Source organism: Halomonas sp. FeN2, from assembly GCF_020595105.1.
In the GTDB taxonomy this organism is placed as follows: Bacteria; Pseudomonadota; Gammaproteobacteria; order Pseudomonadales; family Halomonadaceae; genus Vreelandella; species Vreelandella neptunia.
This window is the reverse complement of the sequence record NZ_CP074200.1, coordinates 1,485,279-1,508,525: the sequence shown is the minus strand read 5'-3', so window position 1 is coordinate 1,508,525 and position 23,247 is coordinate 1,485,279. Positions and strand designations below refer to the sequence as shown.

Sequence of the window (23,247 nt, the reverse complement as noted above, 5' to 3'; positions counted from 1 at the left end):
TGTTATCGCCCGCGCTATGCTCACTCTCCTTTACCAGCTGCGAACACAACGTCGTTAATAGGTCATCCTAGGCGACGCTACGCTTTTTTTATGTAAGCCAAAACGGACAATGTTGTGAGAGATTTCTTAATTATTGGCGGTGGCGTGATCGGTATGATGACGGCGCTGCAGCTAGCCGATGCGGGGCAGCAGGTCACGCTGGTCGATCGTGGTGAGTGCGGTAAAGAGGCATCCTGGGCGGGCGGTGGTATCGTTTCGCCGCTCTATCCCTGGCGATACGATACTGCGGTATCGCAACTTTCCCGCTGGTCGGAAGGTGTTTACCCCTCTTTGGCTCTGCGCTTATTGGAAGAGACCGGTATTGACCCCGAATATCGCCAAAAAGGGCTGCTCTACCTAAATGTGGATGATGACGACAAAGCGCTGGGATGGGCGCGTCAGCTAGGTAAGCCACTAGAGCGGGTAGGGGCAGACTTTGTTCACGAAAAAGAGCCTGGTGTGGCAATGGCTAACGACAGCGCACTGTGGATGCCGACACTGGGTAGCGTGCGCAATCCGCGGTTAGCCAAGGCGTTGAAGGCGCGGTTAGCCGCGATGCCCCAGGTAACGCTGAAAGAGCAGTGTGAGGTCAGTGGCTTTATCCTGCACGGTAGCCAAGTGGAAGGCGTGGTGACGTCGCAAGGGCCGTTAACGGCTGAACGCATTATTGTTTGCGGCGGTGCCTGGGCCGCACAGCTTTTGTCGCAGTTGAATGTGCAGTTGCCGGTAAGACCCGTTAAAGGTCAAATGATTGCTTACCAAGCACCCAAAGGGTTGGTGCAGCGCGTGGTGTTAAAAAATGGGCGCTATATTATTCCGCGTGCAGATGGACTGCTATTGGTTGGTTCTACGCTGGAAGAGGTGGGCTTTGACAAGCGCACCGATACGGCGGCATTGGCGTCGCTAAAGCAGAGTGCTGAAGCTATCCTGCCCGCTTTGGCAACGTGCCCGGTAGCGCACCAGTGGGCCGGTCTGCGGCCTGGATCACCAACGGGCCTCCCCTTTATCGGCGCGCTTCCTGAATGGCCAAATGTTTTCGTCAATGCCGGGCACTATCGCAACGGCTTGGTGTTGGCGCCTGCCTCGACCCATTTACTGGTGGATCAGCTGCTGGGGCGCGCGCCACTGATTGACCCCGCGCCTTACCAGCCTACGCCAGGGCGGCTAATACAAGCTTAAGACCAGTACAAGTTTAAGGTGTGCCGTCCTTGTCCTGCTGCTCCTGCAGGAAGCGGTCGCGATGGGCGCTGGAGCAGAACCACTGTTCCTGGTCACGCAGTGCTTCGTCTTCAGGAACGTGTACCTCACACCAGCGGCAGCGCACCATTTTGCCACCCTCGTGGCGGTTGACTTTTTTATGCTGCGCTTCATGCTCAAGCTTACGTTGCCGGTAAATGCCGTATAGCTTTAAACCGGCATAGAATATAACGGCGAAGATAATCAGCCGAATGATCAAGAGGTTCATCCTTTTGTGTCTCCCAAAGTGGGAATCTAGGCACAAGGCGTTAGGATAGACCCGCAGCCTTTGCCAGTTGGCGGCCCTTGCGGGACAATACGACTATGTCGGTGTAACCCTATTTTAAAGATTCTCAAGAGATTTTGACGCCCATGCAAGACTTAACGCTGGTAATGGCCCAACTCGATCCTCTGGTCGGGGATATTCCCGGCAATGCCGCACGCGCGATTGAAGCAGTGCGCGAAGCGCGGATTGAGCATGGGGCGGATATTGTTGTCTTTCCAGAGCTTTTTCTGTCGGGCTATCCGCCGGAAGATCTGCTGCTGCGCCCCTCAATGGAAACCCGCCTGCGTGAAGCTCGCGCGCTAATGGCATCGAAGGTCGCCAGTGATGTGCTGGTGATCATTGGCTATCCCGGCGTGCGTGAAGGCCGCTGTTACAACTTGGCGGGCCTGCTTTACAACGGTCAGTGGGAAGCTGAATACGCCAAGCAGGCGTTGCCTAACTACCAAGTGTTTGACGAGCAGCGCTATTTTACGCCCGGCACTGAAACACTGGTGTATGAGCATAAAGGCGCCAAGCTTGGCATCGTGATCTGCGAGGATCTATGGGATGGTGCGCCGGTTAGAGCTGCCAAGGAAGCGGGGGCTGAAGTGCTGATCACCTTGAACGCCTCGCCCTATCACCAGGATAAACCCACTGAGCGACTGAGCTTATTGGAGCAGCACGCCCAAGACGTCAATCGTCCGATTGTGTATGTGAACACTATCGGTGGTCAGGATGAGCTGGTGTTTGATGGCGGCTCTTGCTGCGTTAACGCCAGCGGTGAGTTGCAGGTGCTGGCGCCGTATTGGCAGGCGGGCCTGATGCCAGTTCAGTTTTTACAAACCAGCGCGAGGGTCTGGGAACCCCAAGCCGGAGAGATTGACCCCGAGGTAGAACCGGAAGAGAGCCTATATTGCGCGTTAGTCACCGGGCTGCGCGATTACGTCAACAAGAGCGGTTTTGAAGGCGTGGTGTTAGGGCTTTCCGGCGGTATCGACTCGGCGCTCTCTTTGGCCATTGCCGTTGATGCCCTGGGCCCACAGCGGGTGCAGGCGGTGATGATGCCTTACCACTACACTGCGGATATCTCCAAGCAGGACGCTGCAGAGCAGGCCAAAATGCTCGGCGTGCATTACGAGATCATGCCGATCGAGCCCATGGTAGAAGCCTTTATGGGCACGCTGGCAGAGAGCTTCGCAGGAACTGAGCGAGATACCACCGAAGAGAACCTGCAGTCCCGCTGTCGCGGCGTGCTGCTGATGGCGATCTCCAATAAAAAAGGCTTGATGGTACTGACGACCGGTAACAAGAGCGAAATGGCGGTGGGCTACGCCACGCTGTATGGCGATATGGTGGGCGGTTTTAATGCCATTAAAGACGTGTATAAAACCTGGGTGTATCGCTTGGCCCGCTGGCGTAATACGCAATCACCCGCGATCCCCGAACGGGTCATTGAGCGCCCACCCAGCGCGGAGCTGGCGCCGGATCAGCAGGATAGCGACTCGCTGCCTGATTACGACGTGCTCGATGCAATCCTATTAAGCTATATCGAAGGCGACATGAGCGCTGAAGCGATCATCGCCGGTGGCTTTGACGCTGAAGACGTTTATAAAGTAGTGAAACTGGTTGACCGCTGTGAGTATAAGCGCCGCCAGGCGCCCATTGGTGTCCGAGTGACGCCGCGGGGCTTTGGTCGCGATCGCCGCTATCCGATCGTCAACGGCTGGCAGCCCGGCGAGTAGCCGGGTACTGCTTCATAACGAGTACTACCTCCGTATTAGGCGAGCATTGGTGGTGGGCCCAAGCTACGCTGTACCATCTCGTTTGCGGATATCGGTTTGCAAAAATAATATCCTTGAAAAGCATGACACTGGTGTTCGCTTAGGTAGCGCCAGTGCTCTTTGTTTTCTACACCTTCGGCGATAACCTGCAATCCGAGCGAACGCCCCATGGCAATAATGGTTTGTACGATGGCCTTATCGTCCGTGTCTTTATGTAGGTTGAACACAAACGACTGGTCGATTTTGATTTGATCTAAAGGGAGCCGTTTGAGGTACTGCAGCGACGAGTAGCCAGTGCCAAAATCGTCTAAGGAAAAGCTAACACCCAACGACTTGAGCTGGTGCATGCGGGCAATGATGTTATCTATTTTGCCGATCATTGTGCTTTCGGTCAGCTCTAGCTTTAGGCGATGTGCCAAGGCACCGCTTTTAGATAGCGAGGCGCAAACAGTGTCCACGAAATCGGGCTGTTGAAACTGTTTGGCGCTGACGTTAACTGCTAGTGTTAGATGCTTCGTGCGCTCGTCGTTGGCCCAGGCGACCAACTGCTCGCAGGCAGCTTCCAGCACCCAGTTGCCAATCGGTACGATTAGGCCCGTTTCCTCGGCTAAGGGGATAAAGGTACCCGGTGAGACAAACCCGTTACTAGGATGCTCCCAGCGGATCAATGCCTCTGCGCCAATGACTTGCCCAATGCTATCCACTTGCGATTGGTAAACTAATATAAACTCTTGTCGCTCGATGGCTAAGCGCAGATCGTGCTCTAGTGCGGTTTTGGCTTCTAGTTCGGCTTGCACTACCGGATCGTAAAAACGTAACCCGTTGGGGCTCGTTAGTTTGGCAAGATGAACGGCCGCGTTAGAATATTGAAAAAGGCTATCAATGCTCTCTTGAACGCCATTAAACAGTGCGATTCCCAAACTCACACTGAGGAAGTGCTTTTTATTTTCCACACTGTAGCAGGGGCTCAGCGTTTGCTGTAACTGTGCGGCAAATAGCTCAGCTTTCTCGGCCGCTTTTAGCTGTTCGTTGGCTAAGCCATCGATTATCACCATAAACTCATCGCTGCCTAGACGGCCAATGGTGGTGCCTTCTACTCTCAATCCAGTAAGGCGCTCGGCAATCTGCTGGAGTAGTTTGTCGCCCATACGGTGACCACAGCTATCGTTAATGCGTTTGAAATCGTCAACGTCTATATAGATCAGCGCGCCGTAGGTATCGGTCTGCTGGCTTGTATCAAGCGAATGCTGAAGATGCTCTTTCATCAATTGCCAGTTGGGCAACTGGGTTAGCGTGTCGTAATACGCCAATCGGTGAATCTTACACTCGGCTTCCTTACGTTGCTTTTCTGCATCTTGAAACGTCATTAGTGCGATGGCAATGCGCTTCAAAGAGCCTCTGCGCTGACGGCTCAACTGTTCAATCGCTTGGAAATTGGATAGTTGTTGCTGGCTATTGGCGAGCGATAAAATAGCGTCTCCGATGATCATTAAACGCTTATTGCTACGCCAGACGAAAAAAAAAGCAGCCCCAATTAGCCCAATCATCACACCAATTCCCAGCCATATTGTTGCAACCTGAGCGATAGTGTCTAATTTGTCGAGCGACTGTTTCCCCCGCATTTCCATGGCAATCGTCATGAGTAATAGTGCAGGAAGCGCTACCATTAAGATCGGTAGTAAGAACATCTTAAATAGGCTTTGAGTGGGCTTCATCGTCATCTCGGGGGGAGGGCTATTAAGAACGGCCCCTAAGGGTTAGGAGCCGTATCCCTCTAAACAGTTAATCGAAAAACCATTTTTAATTTAAAAACTTTCCCACTCCGGTGCTGCCTGCTGACGTGTTGCGGCGGGCAAAGCCTGCGTGTTGGAAGAATGACTACGTGCAGGTGACAGTGCGGCATGCGATGGCTGTGTTTTTGGGAGAGCGTTCGGCAATTTGAAGACTTCCATGGTATGCAGCAGAGAGCGAGCGTTTTTGCGCAAGTTGTTAGCAGCCGTGGCGCTTTCATGTACCAGTGAGGCGTTCTGCTGGGTGACCTGATCCATCTCGGTCACTGCTCTACCCACTTCTTGCACGCCGGTGCTCTGCTCAGCGCTGGCGTGGCTGATCTCTTTCATGATGCTGGTTACACGCTCGATAGCCGCGACGATCTGTTCGGTCGATTTGCTGGCTTCTTCGGCGCGCTCGTTGCCGTGGTTAACCCGCTCAAGGTTGCTGGAAATCAGGGTGTTAATCTCTCGCGCGGCCTCGGCGCTGCGCTGTGCTAGTCGACGCACTTCCTCGGCGACTACCGCGAAACCTCGGCCATGTTCACCAGCACGGGCGGCTTCTACCGAGGCATTGAGCGCCAGAATATTGGTTTGGAAAGCAATCGCATCAATAGTAGAGATAATGCCGGCGATTTCCTGAGAGCTCTTATTGAGATCGTTCATGGTAGCAACGACCTGATTCACCGCTTCGCCGCCTTGCTTGGCGGTGTTTGATGCACTAGAGGCTTCCTGGCTTGCCTGTTCGGAATTCTCAGCGTTAAGTTTTACGGTGCTGTTGAGCTCTTCCATTGCCGAGGCCGTCTCCGCGAGCGCGCTGGCCTGCTGTTCAGTACGCGAAGAGAGGTCGTTATTACCCTCAGCAATTTGCTCACTGTTGCTGGCTACCGCTTCTGCAGAAGCGCGTACCTGGGTCACAATGGTTTGTAGCTGATGTGCCATGGCAACCTGCGACGCCATAATACTGCGGGTATCACCCTTCTTGAGCTGCCCCTGACTGGTTAATTCGCCGCGACCAATGGCTTCTGCGAAGGCTTTGACTTCGTAGGGCTCGGCACCCAATTCACGTAGCAGTTGGCGGGATAGAAACACCGCGATCAAACCGCCTACCAGCAACGCAAAGAGTGTTAGCCCCAGCATCTGCATTTGAAAGCCGGAGGCGGTGTCGCGGGCTGTCGCTGTAGTAGCGTCGTTCAACTGCTGCTGAAGATTGATAAATTGATTTATGCGGTTAAGCCACTCGGTGTAAGCGGGGCCTGCCTGTTCAAGTAGCAGCGTTTGCGCCTCTGCATACTCGTCTGCTTGACGGGCGGCTATTACTTGCTCTGTCAGTTCCCGTGTCAGTATGGCTTGGTCATTGATACTGTTAATAATAGTCTGCTCTTGAGCAGTGCCAGCGTATTCGTTGGACACTTGCTCCATGCCTGTCGTGGCTGTGCTGTAAGCGCTACGCAGACGTTCCATTTCACTCTCTAAGGAGCGGAGGTTGCCATTCCCGGCGGTGATCACAATGTCACGAAGCACGATAGCGCGGTCGTGTACACTGCCTCGCCAGTCCACTGCAAAGCGTTGCTTGGTTCCGTTGACGTCGTTGATTGTCGATAAGTCGCGGTCAATTTGATTGACCTGGTAAATTCCGACAGCGGTTAACAGAATCAGCAACCCAAGCAGGGCAGCAAAACCGAGCGTTAAACGCGTACTAATTTTGGTGTTGCTGGAACGTGCTTTAAAAAATGACATTGATTGCTCCCTTAGGCGCCGTTAAGACGCTTTATTATGTAAGACGAGAGGATTATATCTTGATGTACAACATTTGTATAGAAAATAGTGTTTGCCTGTATAGTATCTTTAGCCTGCTTGTATTTTTCTCTTTAATATTATTTGCTTACTGTGTTTTTTGAATAAAAAAACCACGCCGAGGCGTGGTTTGGTAGGTAGGTCTTGTACAGCTTTTAGCGATTGAAAGCTCGCAATGGTTTAATCATTTTGACCTAAGTGCTTGGGAATAAATCGGCTGCCTTGCAACTGGTCGTGATCGGGCGCGTTCTCACGCAGCACAGCGAGCACCTCATTGGCGCGATCATCCATGTCTAGGCCTTGATAGCCTTCCACCATGGTGGCCAAGGCATCCCGGGTAGCGTTCGACTCTGGGTAGTTTTCGATTACCCAGCGGCCGCGTTCAACCGCTGCTAGATATGCGCCGCGGCGCAGGTAGTAATCGGCAACGTGCAGCTCATGGCGGGCCATCAACTCACGTAGGTAGACGATACGCTGCTGGGCATCGGCGGCGTATTCACTCTGCGGGTAACGCTGAATCAGCTCGCGGAAGTCATTGTAAGCATCACGGGAAGCACCCAGGTCGCGCTTGGAAATATCGATCAGGCGCAGCCGCTCTAAGCTAAAACGGCCCGCTTGCCAAGCAGAGAGGCCACGCAGGTAATAGGCGTAGTCCACTTGAGGGTGGTCGGGGTGAAGGCGAATAAATCGGCTGGCTGCTGCGCGAGCTTCTTCCCAATCGCTGTTTTCATAGTAGGCATAGATCAGCTCAAGCTGGGCTTGCTCGGCATGGGCACCAAACGGGTAGCGGGTATCGAGAGCTTCCAAGCGTTCTATCGCAATTGGGTAGCGGTTGCTGTCTAGGGCTGTGCGGGCCAGTTCATAGAGCTCACGCTCCTGAACCCCAGCAAATTCATCGTCCTCTTCTTCACTTGTATCGTTACTCGCACAGCCCGCTAGAAGGGCAAGGCTTAGGGCTAGAGCACCAAAGCGGTTGGCAGCTGAAATAACGCGCATCATCATCCTCGTTGCAAACAAGCCTCGATCACCAAAAAGCGACGATGGCCATAAGTAGAAATGGTAGAATAGGTCGCAGTCCGCCCACTATAAAACACCTCGGCTCAAAACGCAGGTTTAGCGACGTTTCGTCGGGTGTCGTCACAGCTTATTTTTCCATGTCGGGGCTGATTTTTTCGCCTTGCTGGGGGTTTTTGCGTCTTAAAGAGGTTTTTCATGTCTCGAATAGTTGAAGACACGCAGCGCGTGCCCGCTACGCTAGCCGGCGCGCGTTTAGACCAAGCGGCGGCTGAGTTGTTCAGTGATTACTCCCGTGAGCGCTTAAAAGCGTGGATTAACGCCGGTGAATTGACGGTGGATGGCGCTCAAGCCAAGCCGAAAGCCAAGCTGCATGGCCATGAAGTGCTGGCGCTTCAGGCGACCATTGAAGACGATACGCGCTTTGAAGCCCAGGACATTGCGCTGGATATCGTTTACGAAGACGACACGGTGATGGTGATAAACAAAGCTGCCGGTATGGTGGTGCATCCTGCCGCAGGCAACCCGGATGGCACGCTATTAAATGCGTTGCTGCATCACCAGCCGTCGCTTGCCGAAGTGCCCCGGGCAGGCATTGTTCACCGTTTGGATAAAGATACGACTGGTTTAATGATGGTAGCGAAAACGCTGCCCGCCCAGACGGCCCTGGTTGAACAACTACAGGCGCGGAGCGTGTCACGTCAGTACGACGCCGTTGTGATTGGTAAGCCTGTATCGGGTAGTACCATTGACGCGCCCATTGGGCGTCACCCTAAAGACCGTAAACGGCAGGCCGTGACGGCTTCGGGTAAACCTGCTATTACCCATTTTCGCGTGGTTGAGCGCTTTCGTGCCCACACCCACGTGCGCTGTAAGCTGGAAACGGGACGCACCCACCAAATTCGCGTGCATATGGCCCATGCCCGCTATCCGTTAATTGGCGACCCCATGTACGGCGGTCGTGCCAAGTTACCGCCTGGCGCCGCTGAGCCTCTGAAGGAGATCCTGCGTGAGTTTCCTCGTCAGGCCCTTCACGCGCGTAAGTTGATTTTCAAACACCCGGTAAGTGGCGAAACATTAACTTTTCAGGCAGACCTCCCTGATGATTTGTTAATGTTGTTGGACTACCTGCGCGAAGATAATGAGACTATGCGATGAGCGATGCCATTAATTTACGGCCAACGCTTTTAGTGCCCGACTGGCCAGCGCCGACCAATGTGCGTGCCTTTGTGACGACCCGTGAATCGGGGCCTAGCCAGGGGGATTTCGCTGCCTTTAACCCCGCTTCCCATGTCGGCGATAATGCTGATCATGTCGCGTTGTGCCGTCGTTTGCTGCAAAAGGAAATTGGCGATGAGCGGCCTCTGCTGTGGCTGAACCAGACCCACGGCGCCCGTGTACAGCAATTTTATCAGCCCGAGGCTGCCGACGCGGATGCCGCCCTTGCGACCTCCAATGAGTACGCTTGCGTGGTGCTGACGGCAGACTGCCTGCCAGTGATGTTCTGCAATCGAGCGGGTACCCAGGTGGCGGTTGCCCATGCCGGTTGGCGCGGTTTGGCGGGCGGTGTGCTGGAAGCAACCATTGCCGCGATGAACACTGATCCAGACGATATTCTGGTGTGGTTAGGGCCGGCTATCTCCAACGCTCAATTTGAGGTTGGCCCGGAAGTTTACGGCGCTTTTGTTGCCGTTCACCCGGATACCGCTGATGCCTTTGACCATAGCCCTTACCGGCTAGGTCATTACATGGCCGACTTATACCGGCTGGCGCGCTTTCGGTTAGAGGCACTGGGCGTCAATCACATTAGCGGCGGCCACTTCTGCACCGCCTGCGAGTCACGCTTCTACTCCTACCGCCGCGATGGTGGTAAGACAGGGCGCATGGCAAGTGTGATCTGGATCAATTAATGTGAATTAAAGCGTCCATAAGCCAGCGGTTCACACCGCCACCTCTTGAAAAGCCTGGAACTGACGCCATTTAACTTGTCAAGCTAATAGTTATTTAGCACGTCTAATGACACGTTATCGGGTCACGCGGTGCGTCTAAACGCACGGCTACCCCAGGAGGAATTCCATGCGTTTTGATAAATTTACCGCCAAGCTCCAAAGCGCGATTGCCGAAGCGCAGTCGCTGGCCGTTGGCCGTGGCCATAATCAGCTAGACCCAGCACACTTGCTGTTGGCCCTACTAGACACCAAAGACACCGGTATTAAAGCCCTGATTGAAAAAGCCGAGGGCAATCCTTCGCGTCTGCGCGATGGGCTGGTGCAGCAGTTGGATAACCTACCTAAGGTGGGGCAGTTCGACGGCGAAGTGCAGCCATCGCGGGATTTCATCAAGCTTTTTAACTTAACCGATCGCGAAGCGCAGAAGCGCGGCGATCAGTTTATTGCCAGTGAGCTCGTTCTATTGGCTGCGCTGGAAATGAATTCAGCGATTACCAAGCTGCTTAAAGATGCGGGGATTAACCGTAAATCCCTTGAGGCTGCCATTAACAGTCTCCGCGGTGGTGCTACCGTGGACGATGCTAACGCCGAAGATCAGCGTGAAGCGCTCAATAAATACACCATGGATCTAACCCAGCGCGCGCTGGACGGCAAGCTCGACCCGGTGATCGGCCGCGACGACGAAATTCGCCGCACCATTCAAGTACTGCAGCGGCGCACCAAGAATAACCCGGTGTTAATCGGCGAGCCGGGGGTGGGTAAAACCGCCATTGTCGAAGGACTGGCCCAGCGCATCGTTAACGGCGAAGTGCCGGAAGGCTTAAAAGAGAAGCGCGTGCTTTCGCTGGATATGGGCTCGCTATTGGCGGGTGCCAAATTCCGTGGCGAGTTTGAAGAGCGCTTGAAAGCGGTACTCAAGGAGCTTTCCCAGGAAGAAGGCCGGGTGATCCTGTTTATTGACGAGCTGCACACCATGGTCGGCGCAGGCAAAGCCGAAGGCGCCATGGATGCAGGCAATATGCTCAAACCCGCCCTGGCACGCGGCGAGCTGCACTGCGTGGGGGCGACCACCCTTGATGAGTACCGCAAGTACATTGAGAAAGATGCGGCACTAGAGCGCCGCTTCCAGAAAGTGCTGGTTGATGAGCCTTCCGAAGAGGACACCGTGGCGATCCTGCGCGGCCTAAAAGAGCGCTACGAAGTGCACCACGGCGTGGATATTACCGACTCGGCGATTATTGCCGCAGCCAAGCTCTCGACCCGCTACATCACCGATCGCCAACTGCCCGACAAAGCTATCGATCTAATCGATGAGGCCGCCTCGCGGATTCGTATGGAGCTTGACTCCAAGCCAGAGGCGATGGATCGCCTTGATCGACGCCTGATCCAGCTCAAAATGGAACGTGAGGCGCTTAAGAAAGAGACCGACGAGGCCACCAAAAAACGCCTGGAGGCACTTAATACCCAGATTCACGAGCTAGAGCGCGAATACGCTGACCTTGATGAGATCTGGAAAGCCGAGAAAGCCAGTATTCAAGGGGCTGCTCAGTTTAAAGCTGAGCTTGAGCAGGCACGCATTGACCTTGAACAGGCCCGTCGTCAGGGCGACTTGGGTCGGATGTCGGAAATTCAGTACGGCAAGATTCCAGAACTAGAGAAGAAGATTGCCGAAAGCGGGGAAGGCGAGGCGGATACCTCAAGCCATCAGCTGCTGCGCTCTAATGTCACCGAAGAGGAGATCGCCGAAGTCGTCTCCCGCTGGACGGGTATTCCTGTTTCTAAAATGCTCGAGGGCGAGCGCGATAAGCTCCTGCGCATGGAAGAGGCGCTGCATCAGCGTGTGATTGGTCAAAACGAGGCCGTAGAGGCAGTGGCTAACGCCGTACGCCGTTCGCGGGCAGGGCTCTCTGATCCCAATCGCCCCAACGGTTCGTTTCTGTTCCTCGGCCCCACCGGGGTGGGTAAAACCGAGCTGTGTAAGTCACTGGCCAACTTCCTGTTCGATACCGAAGAGGCAATGGTGCGTATCGATATGTCCGAGTTTATGGAGAAGCACTCCGTGGCTCGCTTGATCGGTGCGCCCCCGGGCTACGTAGGCTACGAAGAGGGTGGTTACCTGACCGAGGCCGTGCGCCGCAAGCCTTACTCGGTGCTTCTGCTTGATGAGGTGGAGAAAGCCCACCCGGATGTCTTCAACATCCTGCTGCAGGTATTGGAAGATGGCCGCTTAACCGACGGCCAGGGGCGCACGGTGGATTTCCGCAACACCGTGATCGTGATGACCTCGAATATGGGCTCTGACATTATCCAGCGCATGGGCGGTGACGTCAGTGCTGATAAAGACAGCGACTATGAGTCGATGAAAAATATGGTCATGGAGGTGGTGGGTAACCACTTCCGGCCTGAGCTGATCAACCGTATCGATGAAGTGGTGGTGTTCCACGCCCTGGGCCAAGAGCAGATTCAGGCGATTGCCGGTATTCAGCTTGAGCGCTTAAAAGTGCGCCTCGCCGAACACGACCTGAAACTTGAGGTTAGCCCAGAAGCGATGGCGCAATTGGCGGTCGTAGGCTTTGACCCTGTGTACGGGGCGCGGCCACTCAAACGGGCGATTCAGAGCCGTATCGAGAACCCGCTGGCGCAAGATCTGCTGGGTGGCAAATTTGCCCCTGGTGATACCATCCATATCAATGCAGAAGAGGGTAAGTTGGTGTTTAGCTCGTAATTGATGCCGCCAATTTGCGCAATTGAATAGGTAAAAAGCTCCGTTAGCAAAGCTAGCGGGGCTTTTTTAATGGCTTCTTGCGACCTTTGTTGCGTTTGGACTGATCGGAGGTTGACAGGCTGAGGGCGCTAATGGAATCTTGTCGGTTCCTGATTTGCGGGCGCGGACTCAACGGGCAACCCCTTATTCCCGCGCGAAGGATAGGCGAAAGCCTCTACCCGCCGAAGGACTTCCGGGCTTGGGCTAACCGCTCAACCTGGCCAACGCCCCGACACGGCGAACTGCCGTGAAAGGGAGCGTGTGATTTATGTCGACATAATTCACACGCTCCCGATAAGAGTGCAGGCCCTAACCGGGCCTCCTGCCAGGGTTTGGCATCAGGTGTCGGCAAGGGCCGACAGCGGCATACCGTCGCACTCGACACCGTGCCCATGTGGGTACGGATCGCACTCGAGACCTCCAGGGGAGAAATACAGTGGAACTGCTTTCCGGCGCAGATATGATCGCCCGCTTCTTGCAAGATGAGGGCATCGAATACATTTATGGTTACCCCGGCGGTGCAGCGCTGCATATTTACGATGCACTCTTCCGCCAGGACAAAGTGAAGCACATTCTAGTGCGTCACGAACAAGCGGCTACCCACGCCGCCGATGGCTATGCCCGCGCCTCGGGCAAGCCCGGCTGCGTACTGGTTACCTCAGGCCCCGGTGCCACCAATGCCGTCACCGGCATCGCCACCGCCTACATGGACTCTATCCCCATGGTAGTGCTGTGTGGCCAGGTGGCGAGCCACCTGATCGGTGAAGACGCCTTCCAGGAAACCGATATCGTTGGCGTGACGCGACCCATCGTGAAGCACAGCTTCTCGATTCGCCACCCGTCTGAAATACCGGAAGTGCTCAAAAAGGCGTTCTATTTAGCCGCCACAGGCCGTCCGGGCCCGGTGGTAGTCGATATCCCGAAAGATATGACGGCTCCCACCGAGCGTTATGAGTACATCTATCCGAAAAAGGTCAAGATGCGCTCGTACAACCCCGTCACGCGTGGCCACACGGGGCAGATCAAAAAAGCCGTTGAGATGATACTCAAAGCCAAGCGTCCGGTGTTCTATACCGGTGGCGGCGTGGTCACGGGCAAAGCCAGCGAAGGCTTGACTGATCTGGTCAAGCAGCTGGGCTACCCGATCACCACCACGCTGATGGGCATTGGTGCGTATCCACAAAGTGACCGGCAGTGCTTGGGCTGGCTGGGCATGCACGGCTCCTATGAGTCAAACATGGCCATGCACCACGCCGACCTGATTATTGCCATTGGCGCGCGCTTTGATGACCGCGTGACCAACAGCACGTCGAAGTTTTGCCCGACCGCTAAAATCATCCACGTTGACGTTGACCCAAGTTCGATCTCAAAAACGGTGCGTGCCGATGTGCCGATCGTGGGCCCGGCATCCAGCGTTATCAACGAGATGATCAGTTTGGTGCAGGGACATAAAATTGCCCATCCTGAAGCACTGACTGAGTGGTGGGAGAAGATAGATGGCTGGCGTGCCGACCGTGAAGGCAAGCTTTATGAGCCTTCCAAGGAGGGTGAAGCGCTTAAGCCACAGGAAGTTATTGAAGCGCTTTGTCGGGTAACCCGAGGCGAAGCCTACGTGACTACCGATGTTGGTCAGCACCAGATGTTCGCGGCGCAGTACTACAAGTTTGATAAACCCAACCGACTGATCACCTCAGGTGGTTTGGGCACCATGGGCTTTGGCTTTCCCGCCGCCATGGGTATCAAGCAGAACTACCCGGATGATGACGTAGTGTGCGTCACCGGTGAAGGCAGCTTCCAAATGATGATGCAGGAGCTCTCTACCTGTAAGCAATACGGTGTAGGCGTTAAGATCGTCAACCTTAACAACGCGTCGTTGGGTATGGTGCGCCAGTGGCAGGACTTGAACTATAAGTCGCGTCACGCGCACTCCTATATGGAGTCGTTGCCGGACTTCCATATGCTGATTGAGGCGTATGGGTTTACCGCTATTACCGTCAATACGCTTGATGAGTTGGAGCCTGCGCTGGAGCGTGCCTTTGCTGATAAGCACGAACTGGTCTTTCTTGACGTGAAGGTCGACCCTTTTGAGCACGTCTATCCGATGCAGGTGCCGTTAGGTGCCATGCGCGACATGCTGCTGTCTAAAACGGAGCGTACCTGATGCGTCATATCATCTCGATTCTGTTAGAAAACGAACCGGGTGCGCTGTCACGTGTAGTCGGGTTGTTCTCCCAGCGTAACTTCAACATCGAAACGCTAAACGTTGCGCCGACTGAAGACCCGTCGCTGTCGCGCTTAACGGTCACCACCATAGGCGATGACCGGGTGATCGAGCAGATCACCAAGCATCTCAATAAGCTGATTGATGTGGTCAAGCTGGTGGATCTCACCGAAGGCAACCACATCGAGCGCGAACTGATGCTGGTAAAAGTGAAAGCGCTAGGCGCGGCACGCGATGAAGTGAAGCGCACGGTGGATATCTTCCGCGCGCAGATCGTCGACGTAACGCCCAGCCTGTATACCGTGCAGATCACCGGCGATGCGGGCAAGCTCGATGCTTTCCTTCAGGCCATGGCACCAGTGGGCATTCTTGAGGTCGCCCGCACTGGGGTCTCGGGTATTGCACGAGGCGATAAGGTGTTGTCGCTCTAAACACGAAAGTACGTAGCCTTTACAGTCAGCACTTAAGCATAAGCGTCGCTTCTTTCCCGGAGCGGCGCTTTTTAGTTATTAGCCTGTCAGAGCTCGCTGATGCAGAACATCAATCCAGCAATTGGCTGGCTGAGTGGCACTCACCGTGTAGAATGAAAGCGACTACTGTTCCCGTGACTTCACTTTTAATGGATGAAACCTATGACACAGGACGCTCGCGATCAAGAGCATTCAAGCTCCGATCAGTCAAAGCCAGGCCCGTCGGGCTCGGATCAGCCTGATAAAGCTGAGCAGCCAGATAGTGCCCATCAGTCAGAAGTAGGCAACGAAGATTTGGCGGCTGCCTTCTTGCGCGAAACCGAAGTGGTAGAAGAGGCGGTAGAGGACGGTAAAAAGATTCGTCGTCGAGGTATCTATTTACTGCCCAACCTATTTACCACTTCGGCACTTTTTGCCGGCTTCTTTGCAGTGGTTGCTGGCATTAATGGTGAGTTTACCTCGGCTGCCGTTGCGATCTTTATTGCCATGGTGCTGGATGGCCTGGATGGCCGTGTTGCCCGTATGACTAACACGCAAAGTGAATTCGGCGCTGAGTACGATAGCCTAGCTGACATGATCTCCTTTGGCATGGCGCCCGCTTTAGTTGCCTTTACCTGGATTCTTCAAGACATTGGTAAGACGGGATGGGTAGTGGCTTTTCTCTACGTTGCCTGCGCGGCACTGCGACTTGCGCGCTTTAATGTGCAGATTGGTAGCGTCGATAAAAAGTGGTTTATCGGTTTGCCAAGCCCTTCTGCAGCCGCGCTAGTAGCGGCCAGTGTGTGGACCTTCCATAGCTTTGATGCGGATGCCTTTGGTTTCAAGCTGTTGATGTTAGTCGTGGTAGCTGCGGCGGGTGTGCTGATGGTGAGTAATATCCGTTACTACAGCTTCAAAGATCTCGATTTTAAAAAGCCGGTACCTTTTGTTGTGCTGCTAGCCATAGTGCTGGCGTTTGTGTTGATCTCGGTCGAGCCTTCGGTGATGCTGCTATTGCTGTTTGGTACCTACGTGGCGTCAGGCCCTGTATTAGCCGTTATGCGTAAGGCTAAAGCTAGCAGCTAGTACTTTTCTCCATTTTTTTGAAAGTTATTTCAAAACAGCCCTTGCCAACCCGGCAGCGAATCCGTAAAGTACGCATCCGCTGCCGGGGACGCCAAGCGTTACCAGCGGTGAATGAAGTGTAAAAGCTTTGGTTTGTCAGGTAGTTAGTGCTTTTACGAAAGCCAGCGGTTTTGGATGTGGCCAGGTTTGCATCGAAAACAACGCCCTTGACAACCACCAGGAAATGCGTAGAATACGCCTTCCTCGCTGAGGCAAGCCAAGTCAACGGCAGCCCGATCGCTTTCACAGCAATCTAGCAGCGAAACAGCTCTTTAACAATTTGATCAGGTAATTCATGTGGGCGCTTGCTGATGTTGGTGACAAATCACCAAATATCAAGGCAAGCGACTCAAGCAATAAGGTTTTAAAGGATTCGTCCTTTGGGATCTGTTTTGAATGAATTCGTTTGAACCTTGAGCCAAGTTTGGTTCGCTTCCGTCACTTTCGAGTGGCGGGTAAGAACCGCATAGATCTTAAACTGAAGAGTTTGATCATGGCTCAGATTGAACGCTGGCGGCAGGCCTAACACATGCAAGTCGAGCGGTAACAGGGGTAGCTTGCTACCCGCTGACGAGCGGCGGACGGGTGAGTAATGCATAGGAATCTGCCCGGTAGTGGGGGATAACCTGGGGAAACCCAGGCTAATACCGCATACGTCCTACGGGAGAAAGGGGGCTCCGGCTCCCGCTATTGGATGAGCCTATGTCGGATTAGCTAGTTGGTGAGGTAATGGCTCACCAAGGCAACGATCCGTAGCTGGTCTGAGAGGATGATCAGCCACATCGGGACTGAGACACGGCCCGAACTCCTACGGGAGGCAGCAGTGGGGAATATTGGACAATGGGGGCAACCCTGATCCAGCCATGCCGCGTGTGTGAAGAAGGCCCTCGGGTTGTAAAGCACTTTCAGCGAGGAAGAACGCCTAGTGGTTAATACCCATTAGGAAAGACATCACTCGCAGAAGAAGCACCGGCTAACTCCGTGCCAGCAGCCGCGGTAATACGGAGGGTGCAAGCGTTAATCGGAATTACTGGGCGTAAAGCGCGCGTAGGTGGCTTGATAAGCCGGTTGTGAAAGCCCCGGGCTCAACCTGGGAACGGCATCCGGAACTGTCAAGCTAGAGTGCAGGAGAGGAAGGTAGAATTCCCGGTGTAGCGGTGAAATGCGTAGAGATCGGGAGGAATACCAGTGGCGAAGGCGGCCTTCTGGACTGACACTGACACTGAGGTGCGAAAGCGTGGGTAGCAAACAGGATTAGATACCCTGGTAGTCCACGCCGTAAACGATGTCGACCAGCCGTTGGGTGCCTAGAGCACTTTGTGGCGAAGTTAACGCGATAAGTCGACCGCCTGGGGAGTACGGCCGCAAGGTTAAAACTCAAATGAATTGACGGGGGCCCGCACAAGCGGTGGAGCATGTGGTTTAATTCGATGCAACGCGAAGAACCTTACCTACCCTTGACATCTACAGAAGCCGGAAGAGATTCTGGTGTGCCTTCGGGAACTGTAAGACAGGTGCTGCATGGCTGTCGTCAGCTCGTGTTGTGAAATGTTGGGTTAAGTCCCGTAACGAGCGCAACCCTTGTCCTTATTTGCCAGCGAGTAATGTCGGGAACTCTAAGGAGACTGCCGGTGACAAACCGGAGGAAGGTGGGGACGACGTCAAGTCATCATGGCCCTTACGGGTAGGGCTACACACGTGCTACAATGGCCGGTACAAAGGGCTGCGAGCTCGCGAGAGTCAGCGAATCCCTTAAAGCCGGTCTCAGTCCGGATCGGAGTCTGCAACTCGACTCCGTGAAGTCGGAATCGCTAGTAATCGTGAATCAGAATGTCACGGTGAATACGTTCCCGGGCCTTGTACACACCGCCCGTCACACCATGGGAGTGGACTGCACCAGAAGTGGTTAGCCTAACGCAAGAAGGCGATCACCACGGTGTGGTTCATGACTGGGGTGAAGTCGTAACAAGGTAGCCGTAGGGGAACCTGCGGCTGGATCACCTCCTTAAACGATGCGTCACAGTCGGTAAGCGTCCACAATGAATTACCTGATCAGATAGCTGTTGATGAGCAGTGATAAGCCAGACGCCTCCAGCGTTGCCTTATCACTGCTTATAGCAGTCGCTCTTTAACAATGTATATCATGCTGACAAGAACACTTCGCAAGAAGTGCTTCTTAAATTGTGATACGCGCAAGCGTATCCGGCAAAATGAAACGTGATTATTGCGAACCCCAGACTCCTTCGGGTTATAGGGTCAAGCAATTAAGCGCACACGGTGGATGCCTAGGCAGTCAGAGGCGATGAAAGACGTGGTAGCCTGCGATAAGGTTCGGTGAGGTGGCAACAACCTGTGACCCGGACATTTCTGAATGGGGAAACCCACTGGCCATAAGGTCAGTATCTTACACTGAATACATAGGTGTAAGAGGCGAACCAGGGGAACTGAAACATCTAAGTACCCTGAGGAAAAGAAATCAACCGAGATTCCCCTAGTAGCGGCGAGCGAACGTAATCAGCCCTTAAGCATGTGAATGATTAGGCGAACAGATTGGGAAGTCTGGCCGTAGCGGGTGATAGCCCCGTAGTCGAAAATCTGATCATGTGAAATCGAGTAGGTCGGGGCACGAGAAACCTTGACTGAAGACGGGGGGACCATCCTCCAAGGCTAAATACTCCTGACTGACCGATAGTGAACCAGTACCGTGAGGGAAAGGCGAAAAGAACCCCGGAGAGGGGAGTGAAATAGATCCTGAAACCGTGTGCGTACAAGCAGTAGGAGCAGACTTGTTCTGTGACTGCGTACCTTTTGTATAATGGGTCAGCGACTTATATTCAGTGGCGAGGTTAACCGTATAGGGGAGCCGTAGGGAAACCGAGTCTTAACTGGGCGACACAGTCGCTGGATATAGACCCGAAACCGAGCGATCTATCCATGAGCAGGGTGAAGGTTGAGTAACATCAACTGGAGGCCCGAACCAGGATCTGTTGAAAAAGATTTGGATGACTTGTGGATCGGAGTGAAAGGCTAATCAAGCTCGGAGATAGCTGGTTCTCCTCGAAAGCTATTTAGGTAGCGCCTCACGTATTACCGCCGGGGGTAGAGCACTGTTTCGGCTAGGGGGTCATCCCGACTTACCAACCCGAGGCAAACTCCGAATACCGGTGAGTAGAGCGTGGGAGACACACGGCGGGTGCTAACGTCCGTCGTGAAAAGGGAAACAACCCAGACCGTCAGCTAAGGTCCCGAAATCCTGGTTAAGTGGGAAACGATGTGGGAAGGCTCAGACAGCTAGGAGGTTGGCTTAGAAGCAGCCATCCTTTAAAGAAAGCGTAATAGCTCACTAGTCGAGTCGGCCTGCGCGGAAGATGTAACGGGGCTAAACCAGGTACCGAAGCTACGGGTGAGTTCATATTTCGATATGGATTCGCGGTAGAGGAGCGTCGTGTAAGCCAATGAAGGTGAATTGAGAAGTTCGCTGGAGGTATCACGAGTGCGAATGCTGACATGAGTAACGATAAAGGGAGTGAAAACTCCCTCGCCGGAAGACCAAGGGTTTCTGTTCGACGCTAATCGGAGCAGAGTGAGTCGGCCCCTAAGGCGAGGCCGAAAGGCGTAGTCGATGGGAAACGGGTCAATATTCCCGTACCGGACATGGTTGCGATGGGGGGACGAAGAAGGCTAGGTGAGCCAGGCGTTGGTTGTCCTGGTGAAAGTGAGTAGGCTTGGATCTTAGGTAAATCCGGGATCCTTTAAGGCCGAGACACGAGATGAACTGACCACGGTCAGGAAGTCACTGATGCCACGCTTCCAGGAAAAGCCTCTAAGCTTCAGATCATGTGCGACCGTACCCCAAACCGACACAGGTGGTCAGGGTGAGAATCCCAAGGCGCTTGAGAGAACTCGGGTGAAGGAACTAGGCAAAATGGTGCCGTAACTTCGGGAGAAGGCACGCCGGCGTAGGGTGATGAGACTTGCTCTCTAAGCCCGAACCGGTCGAAGATACCAGGTGGCTGCAACTGTTTATTAAAAACACAGCACTCTGCTAACGCGCAAGCGGACGTATAGGGTGTGACGCCTGCCCGGTGCCGGAAGGTTAAATGATGGTGTTAGCCGCAAGGCGAAGCTCTTGATTGAAGCCCCGGTAAACGGCGGCCGTAACTATAACGATCCTAAGGTAGCGAAATTCCTTGTCGGGTAAGTTCCGACCTGCACGAATGGCGTAATGATGGCCACGCTGTCTCCACCCGAGACTCAGTGAAATTGAAATCGCCGTGAAGATGCGGTGTACCCGCGGCTAGACGGAAAGACCCCGTGAACCTTTACTATAGCTTCACACTGGACGCTGATGTTGCCTGTGTAGGATAGCTGGGAGGCTTTGAAACTCGGACGCCAGTTCGGGCGGAGCCAACCTTGAAATACCAGCCTGGCATCATTGGCGTTCTCACCTCAGGTCCGTTATCCGGATCGAGGACAGTGTGTGGTGGGTAGTTTGACTGGGGCGGTCTCCTCCTAAAGAGTAACGGAGGAGCACGAAGGTACCCTCAGCACGGTCGGACATCGTGCATTGAGTGCAAGAGCATAAGGGTGCTTGACTGCGAGACAGACACGTCGAGCAGGTGCGAAAGCAGGTTCTAGTGATCCGGTGGTTCTGTATGGAAGGGCCATCGCTCAACGGATAAAAGGTACTCCGGGGATAACAGGCTGATACCGCCCAAGAGTTCACATCGACGGCGGTGTTTGGCACCTCGATGTCGGCTCATCACATCCTGGGGCTGAAGTCGATCCCAAGGGTATGGCTGTTCGCCATTTAAAGTGGTACGCGAGCTGGGTTTAGAACGTCGTGAGACAGTTCGATCCCTATCTGCCGTGGGCGTTGGATGTTTGAGAAGGGCTGCTCCTAGTACGAGAGGACCGGAGTGGACGACCCTCTGGTGTTCCGGTTGTCACGCCAGTGGCATTGCCGGGTAGCTATGGTCGGACGGGATAACCGCTGAAAGCATCTAAGCGGGAAGCCCCCTTCAAGATGAGACATCCCTGAGGCCTAGAGCCTCCTGAAGGGCCCAGCGAGACCAGCTGGTTGATAGGCACGGTGTGGAAGCGCTGCAAGGCGTTGAGCTAACGTGTACTAATGGCCCGTGAGGCTTGACCCTATAACACCCAAGGGGTCTGGTCGTAATGATGACGTGAATGAATGCCGGATACGCAGCGTGTGGCCCAGGCAACAGACTGCCAGGGCGGCAGGCAATGAGACGCTCACAATTTAGTTAAAACAGTCAGCATGATATGCATTAACAGTTACGCCTGACGACCATAGCATGCGTGAACCACCTGATCCCTTGCCGAACTCAGAAGTGAAACCGCTTAGCGCCGATGGTAGTGTGGGGTCTCCCCATGCGAGAGTAGGTCATCGTCAGGCACTTATTATGAAAAATCCCCCAGGGCTGATGCCTTGGGGGATTTTTTTATGGGTAAAACTAAAACTGTCGCGAGCTGAAGCTCCCTCCTACAATACCACCGCACTAAAGGCGCTGCTGAATCAAAGCCACAGTGTTAAGAGTGGGTTGTGGGAGGGCGCTTTAGCGCGCGAATGGGGAGCAGCCTTCTGCTTGCGAGTGCTTGCAGAAGGCAATAACGCTTAACCGCAGATTGTCTCCAGTGCCTCAATCAAACTATCCATCTCATCATCGGTGCCGATGGTGATGCGTAGGAAGTTGTTAAGGTCTGAGGTATTAAAATGGCGCACCAGAATGCCTCGCTCACGTAGGCTAGCAAATAGCTGCGCGCCTTCGTAGTCAGGGTGCTGGGCAAGCACAAAGTTAGCCTTAGAGGGCAGCACTTCAAATCCCAACCCTACAAGGCGCTGGCGGGTGCGTTCGCGAGTGGTAATAACACGCTCGCGACAGGCTTCAAAATGCTCGACATCTTTGAGTGCGGCGATGCCTACTAAGCTTGCCAGGCTATCCACTGGATAAGAGTTAAAAGAGTCTTTTACCCGCAGTAAGCCATCAATCAACTCCTCTGAGCCCACCGCATAGCCCAGGCGCAAGCCTGCCAAGCTGCGTGATTTAGAAAACGTACCGGTGACAAGCAGGTTAGGATAGCGATTAACCAGCGAAACGGCACTTTCAGCGCCGAAATCGACATACGCCTCATCCACCAGCACGACACGATCCGTGACGCGCTTTAGCAGCGTCTCTATCGCCGAAAGCGAGTGTGCATGGCCAGTTGGCGCATTAGGATTGGCAAAGATAACGCCGCTACGCTCAGCGCCCTTTGTAAGAGCATCAATATCGACTTCCCACTGCTTATTGAGTGGATGTTTGCGCAGCTCTACGCCATAGAGATTGGCGTAAACAGGGTAAAAACTATAGGTTATTTCAGGCACATCAAGCGGCGCTTGATGGCAAAAGAAAGCTTGAAAGGCAAACGCGAGAACCTCGTCTGAACCATTACCTACAAACACTTGGCTGCTTGATACCTGAAACGTCTCTGCAAGAGCTTCGCGCAACGCTTTAGAGGTAGGGTCAGGGTATAAGCGCAGATGGTCTGTTGCATAATCGCGCAGCGCCTCACCAACGCCTGGCGCAGGAGGGTAAGGGTTTTCATTGGTATTGAGCTTAACAAGCTGCTCGCGGGGCTGCTCGCCGGGCACGTAAGGCGTAAGTTCGCGAACAGCCGGACTCCAGTATTGGCTCATGTGGGTAACCTGATTATCCTAGCAAGGTACACCATGGTCGCTTGAAGGTTAACGAAGCGCAAGCATTCGCATCGCTAGGGGTGTGCGTCGCACCTTGTAACGGTTATGCTGTCACAACTGCGCATAAACAAATGTGAT

The 23,247-nt window shown here is 54.0% G+C and carries 13 protein-coding genes and 3 rRNA genes; 11 read left to right on the top strand and 5 right to left on the bottom strand.

Translation table 11 applies throughout. From position 1 onward, the window contains the following. The first annotated feature begins 114 nt into the window (after positions 1-114). A complete protein-coding gene (thiO, locus tag KF947_RS07040) occupies positions 115-1,218 on the top strand; it encodes a glycine oxidase ThiO (RefSeq protein ID WP_227405803.1) in 1,104 nt (367 codons plus the stop codon). Positions 1,219-1,231: 13 nt separating this feature from the next. On the opposite strand, the gene KF947_RS07035 is transcribed toward thiO, so the two are convergent. Then, positions 1,232-1,504, bottom strand: a complete 273-nt coding sequence (locus tag KF947_RS07035; protein ID WP_039859573.1) for a PP0621 family protein — start codon at positions 1,502-1,504, stop codon at positions 1,232-1,234. A gap of 143 nt (positions 1,505-1,647) precedes the next feature. Between KF947_RS07035 and KF947_RS07030 the strand changes: the two genes are divergently transcribed. Continuing rightward, a complete protein-coding gene (locus tag KF947_RS07030; protein ID WP_133733182.1) occupies positions 1,648-3,282 on the top strand; it encodes an NAD+ synthase in 1,635 nt (544 codons plus the stop codon). Between the two features lie 35 nt (positions 3,283-3,317). On the opposite strand, the gene KF947_RS07025 is transcribed toward KF947_RS07030, so the two are convergent. The 3 genes from KF947_RS07025 to KF947_RS07015 form a co-directional block, all read right to left on the bottom strand. Further along, the gene (locus tag KF947_RS07025) at positions 3,318-5,036 is read right to left on the bottom strand and encodes a putative bifunctional diguanylate cyclase/phosphodiesterase (protein WP_133733181.1); all 1,719 of its coding nucleotides are present in this window, start codon (positions 5,034-5,036) and stop codon (positions 3,318-3,320) included. A 90-nt stretch (positions 5,037-5,126) separates the two neighbouring features. After that, complete coding sequence (locus KF947_RS07020) at positions 5,127-6,830, bottom strand: methyl-accepting chemotaxis protein (protein ID WP_227405802.1); 1,704 nt, start codon at positions 6,828-6,830, stop codon at positions 5,127-5,129. A 237-nt stretch (positions 6,831-7,067) separates the two neighbouring features. After that, positions 7,068-7,883 (bottom strand): outer membrane protein assembly factor BamD, encoded by an 816-nt coding sequence (locus KF947_RS07015; RefSeq protein WP_133733179.1) that lies wholly within the window; start codon positions 7,881-7,883, stop codon positions 7,068-7,070. 216 nt (positions 7,884-8,099) lie between these two features. Here KF947_RS07015 and rluD point away from each other — a divergent pair, with 216 nt between their 5' ends. From rluD to rrf, 9 genes are all read left to right on the top strand, one after another. Next, positions 8,100-9,059 (top strand): 23S rRNA pseudouridine(1911/1915/1917) synthase RluD, encoded by a 960-nt coding sequence (gene rluD / locus KF947_RS07010; RefSeq protein ID WP_133733178.1) that lies wholly within the window; start codon positions 8,100-8,102, stop codon positions 9,057-9,059. Beyond that, positions 9,056-9,811, top strand: coding sequence for a peptidoglycan editing factor PgeF (gene pgeF / locus KF947_RS07005; RefSeq protein WP_227405801.1), 756 nt, complete (start codon positions 9,056-9,058; stop codon positions 9,809-9,811). The genes rluD and pgeF overlap by 4 nt, the downstream gene beginning before the upstream one ends. A 166-nt stretch (positions 9,812-9,977) precedes the next feature. Further along, entirely contained in the window at positions 9,978-12,575 is a 2,598-nt protein-coding gene (clpB, locus tag KF947_RS07000) for an ATP-dependent chaperone ClpB (protein ID WP_133733176.1), read from the top strand. Positions 12,576-13,050: 475 nt separating this feature from the next. Further along, positions 13,051-14,775 carry an acetolactate synthase 3 large subunit gene (locus tag KF947_RS06995; protein ID WP_133733175.1) on the top strand — a complete coding sequence of 575 codons (1,725 nt, stop codon included), beginning with the start codon at positions 13,051-13,053 and terminating at the stop codon, positions 14,773-14,775. Continuing rightward, positions 14,775-15,266, top strand: a complete 492-nt coding sequence (ilvN, locus tag KF947_RS06990) for an acetolactate synthase small subunit (RefSeq protein ID WP_009287561.1) — start codon at positions 14,775-14,777, stop codon at positions 15,264-15,266. Before KF947_RS06995 ends, ilvN begins: the two co-directional genes overlap by 1 nt. Positions 15,267-15,467: 201 nt before the next feature. Next, positions 15,468-16,370, top strand: a complete 903-nt coding sequence (gene pssA, locus KF947_RS06985) for a CDP-diacylglycerol--serine O-phosphatidyltransferase (RefSeq protein ID WP_133733174.1) — start codon at positions 15,468-15,470, stop codon at positions 16,368-16,370. 514 nt (positions 16,371-16,884) lie between these two features. Continuing rightward, positions 16,885-18,417, top strand: a 16S ribosomal RNA gene (locus KF947_RS06980). Positions 18,418-18,663: 246 nt separating this feature from the next. Next, positions 18,664-21,562 (top strand): 23S ribosomal RNA (locus KF947_RS06975). A gap of 150 nt (positions 21,563-21,712) precedes the next feature. Continuing rightward, positions 21,713-21,828, top strand: a 5S ribosomal RNA gene (rrf, locus tag KF947_RS06970). Together the 16S, 23S and 5S rRNA genes form the textbook arrangement of a ribosomal RNA operon. Before the next feature lie 219 nt (positions 21,829-22,047). Here rrf and hisC read toward each other — a convergent pair. After that, positions 22,048-23,109, bottom strand: coding sequence for a histidinol-phosphate transaminase (hisC, locus tag KF947_RS06965; protein WP_227405800.1), 1,062 nt, complete (start codon positions 23,107-23,109; stop codon positions 22,048-22,050). Positions 23,110-23,247 lie beyond the last annotated feature (138 nt).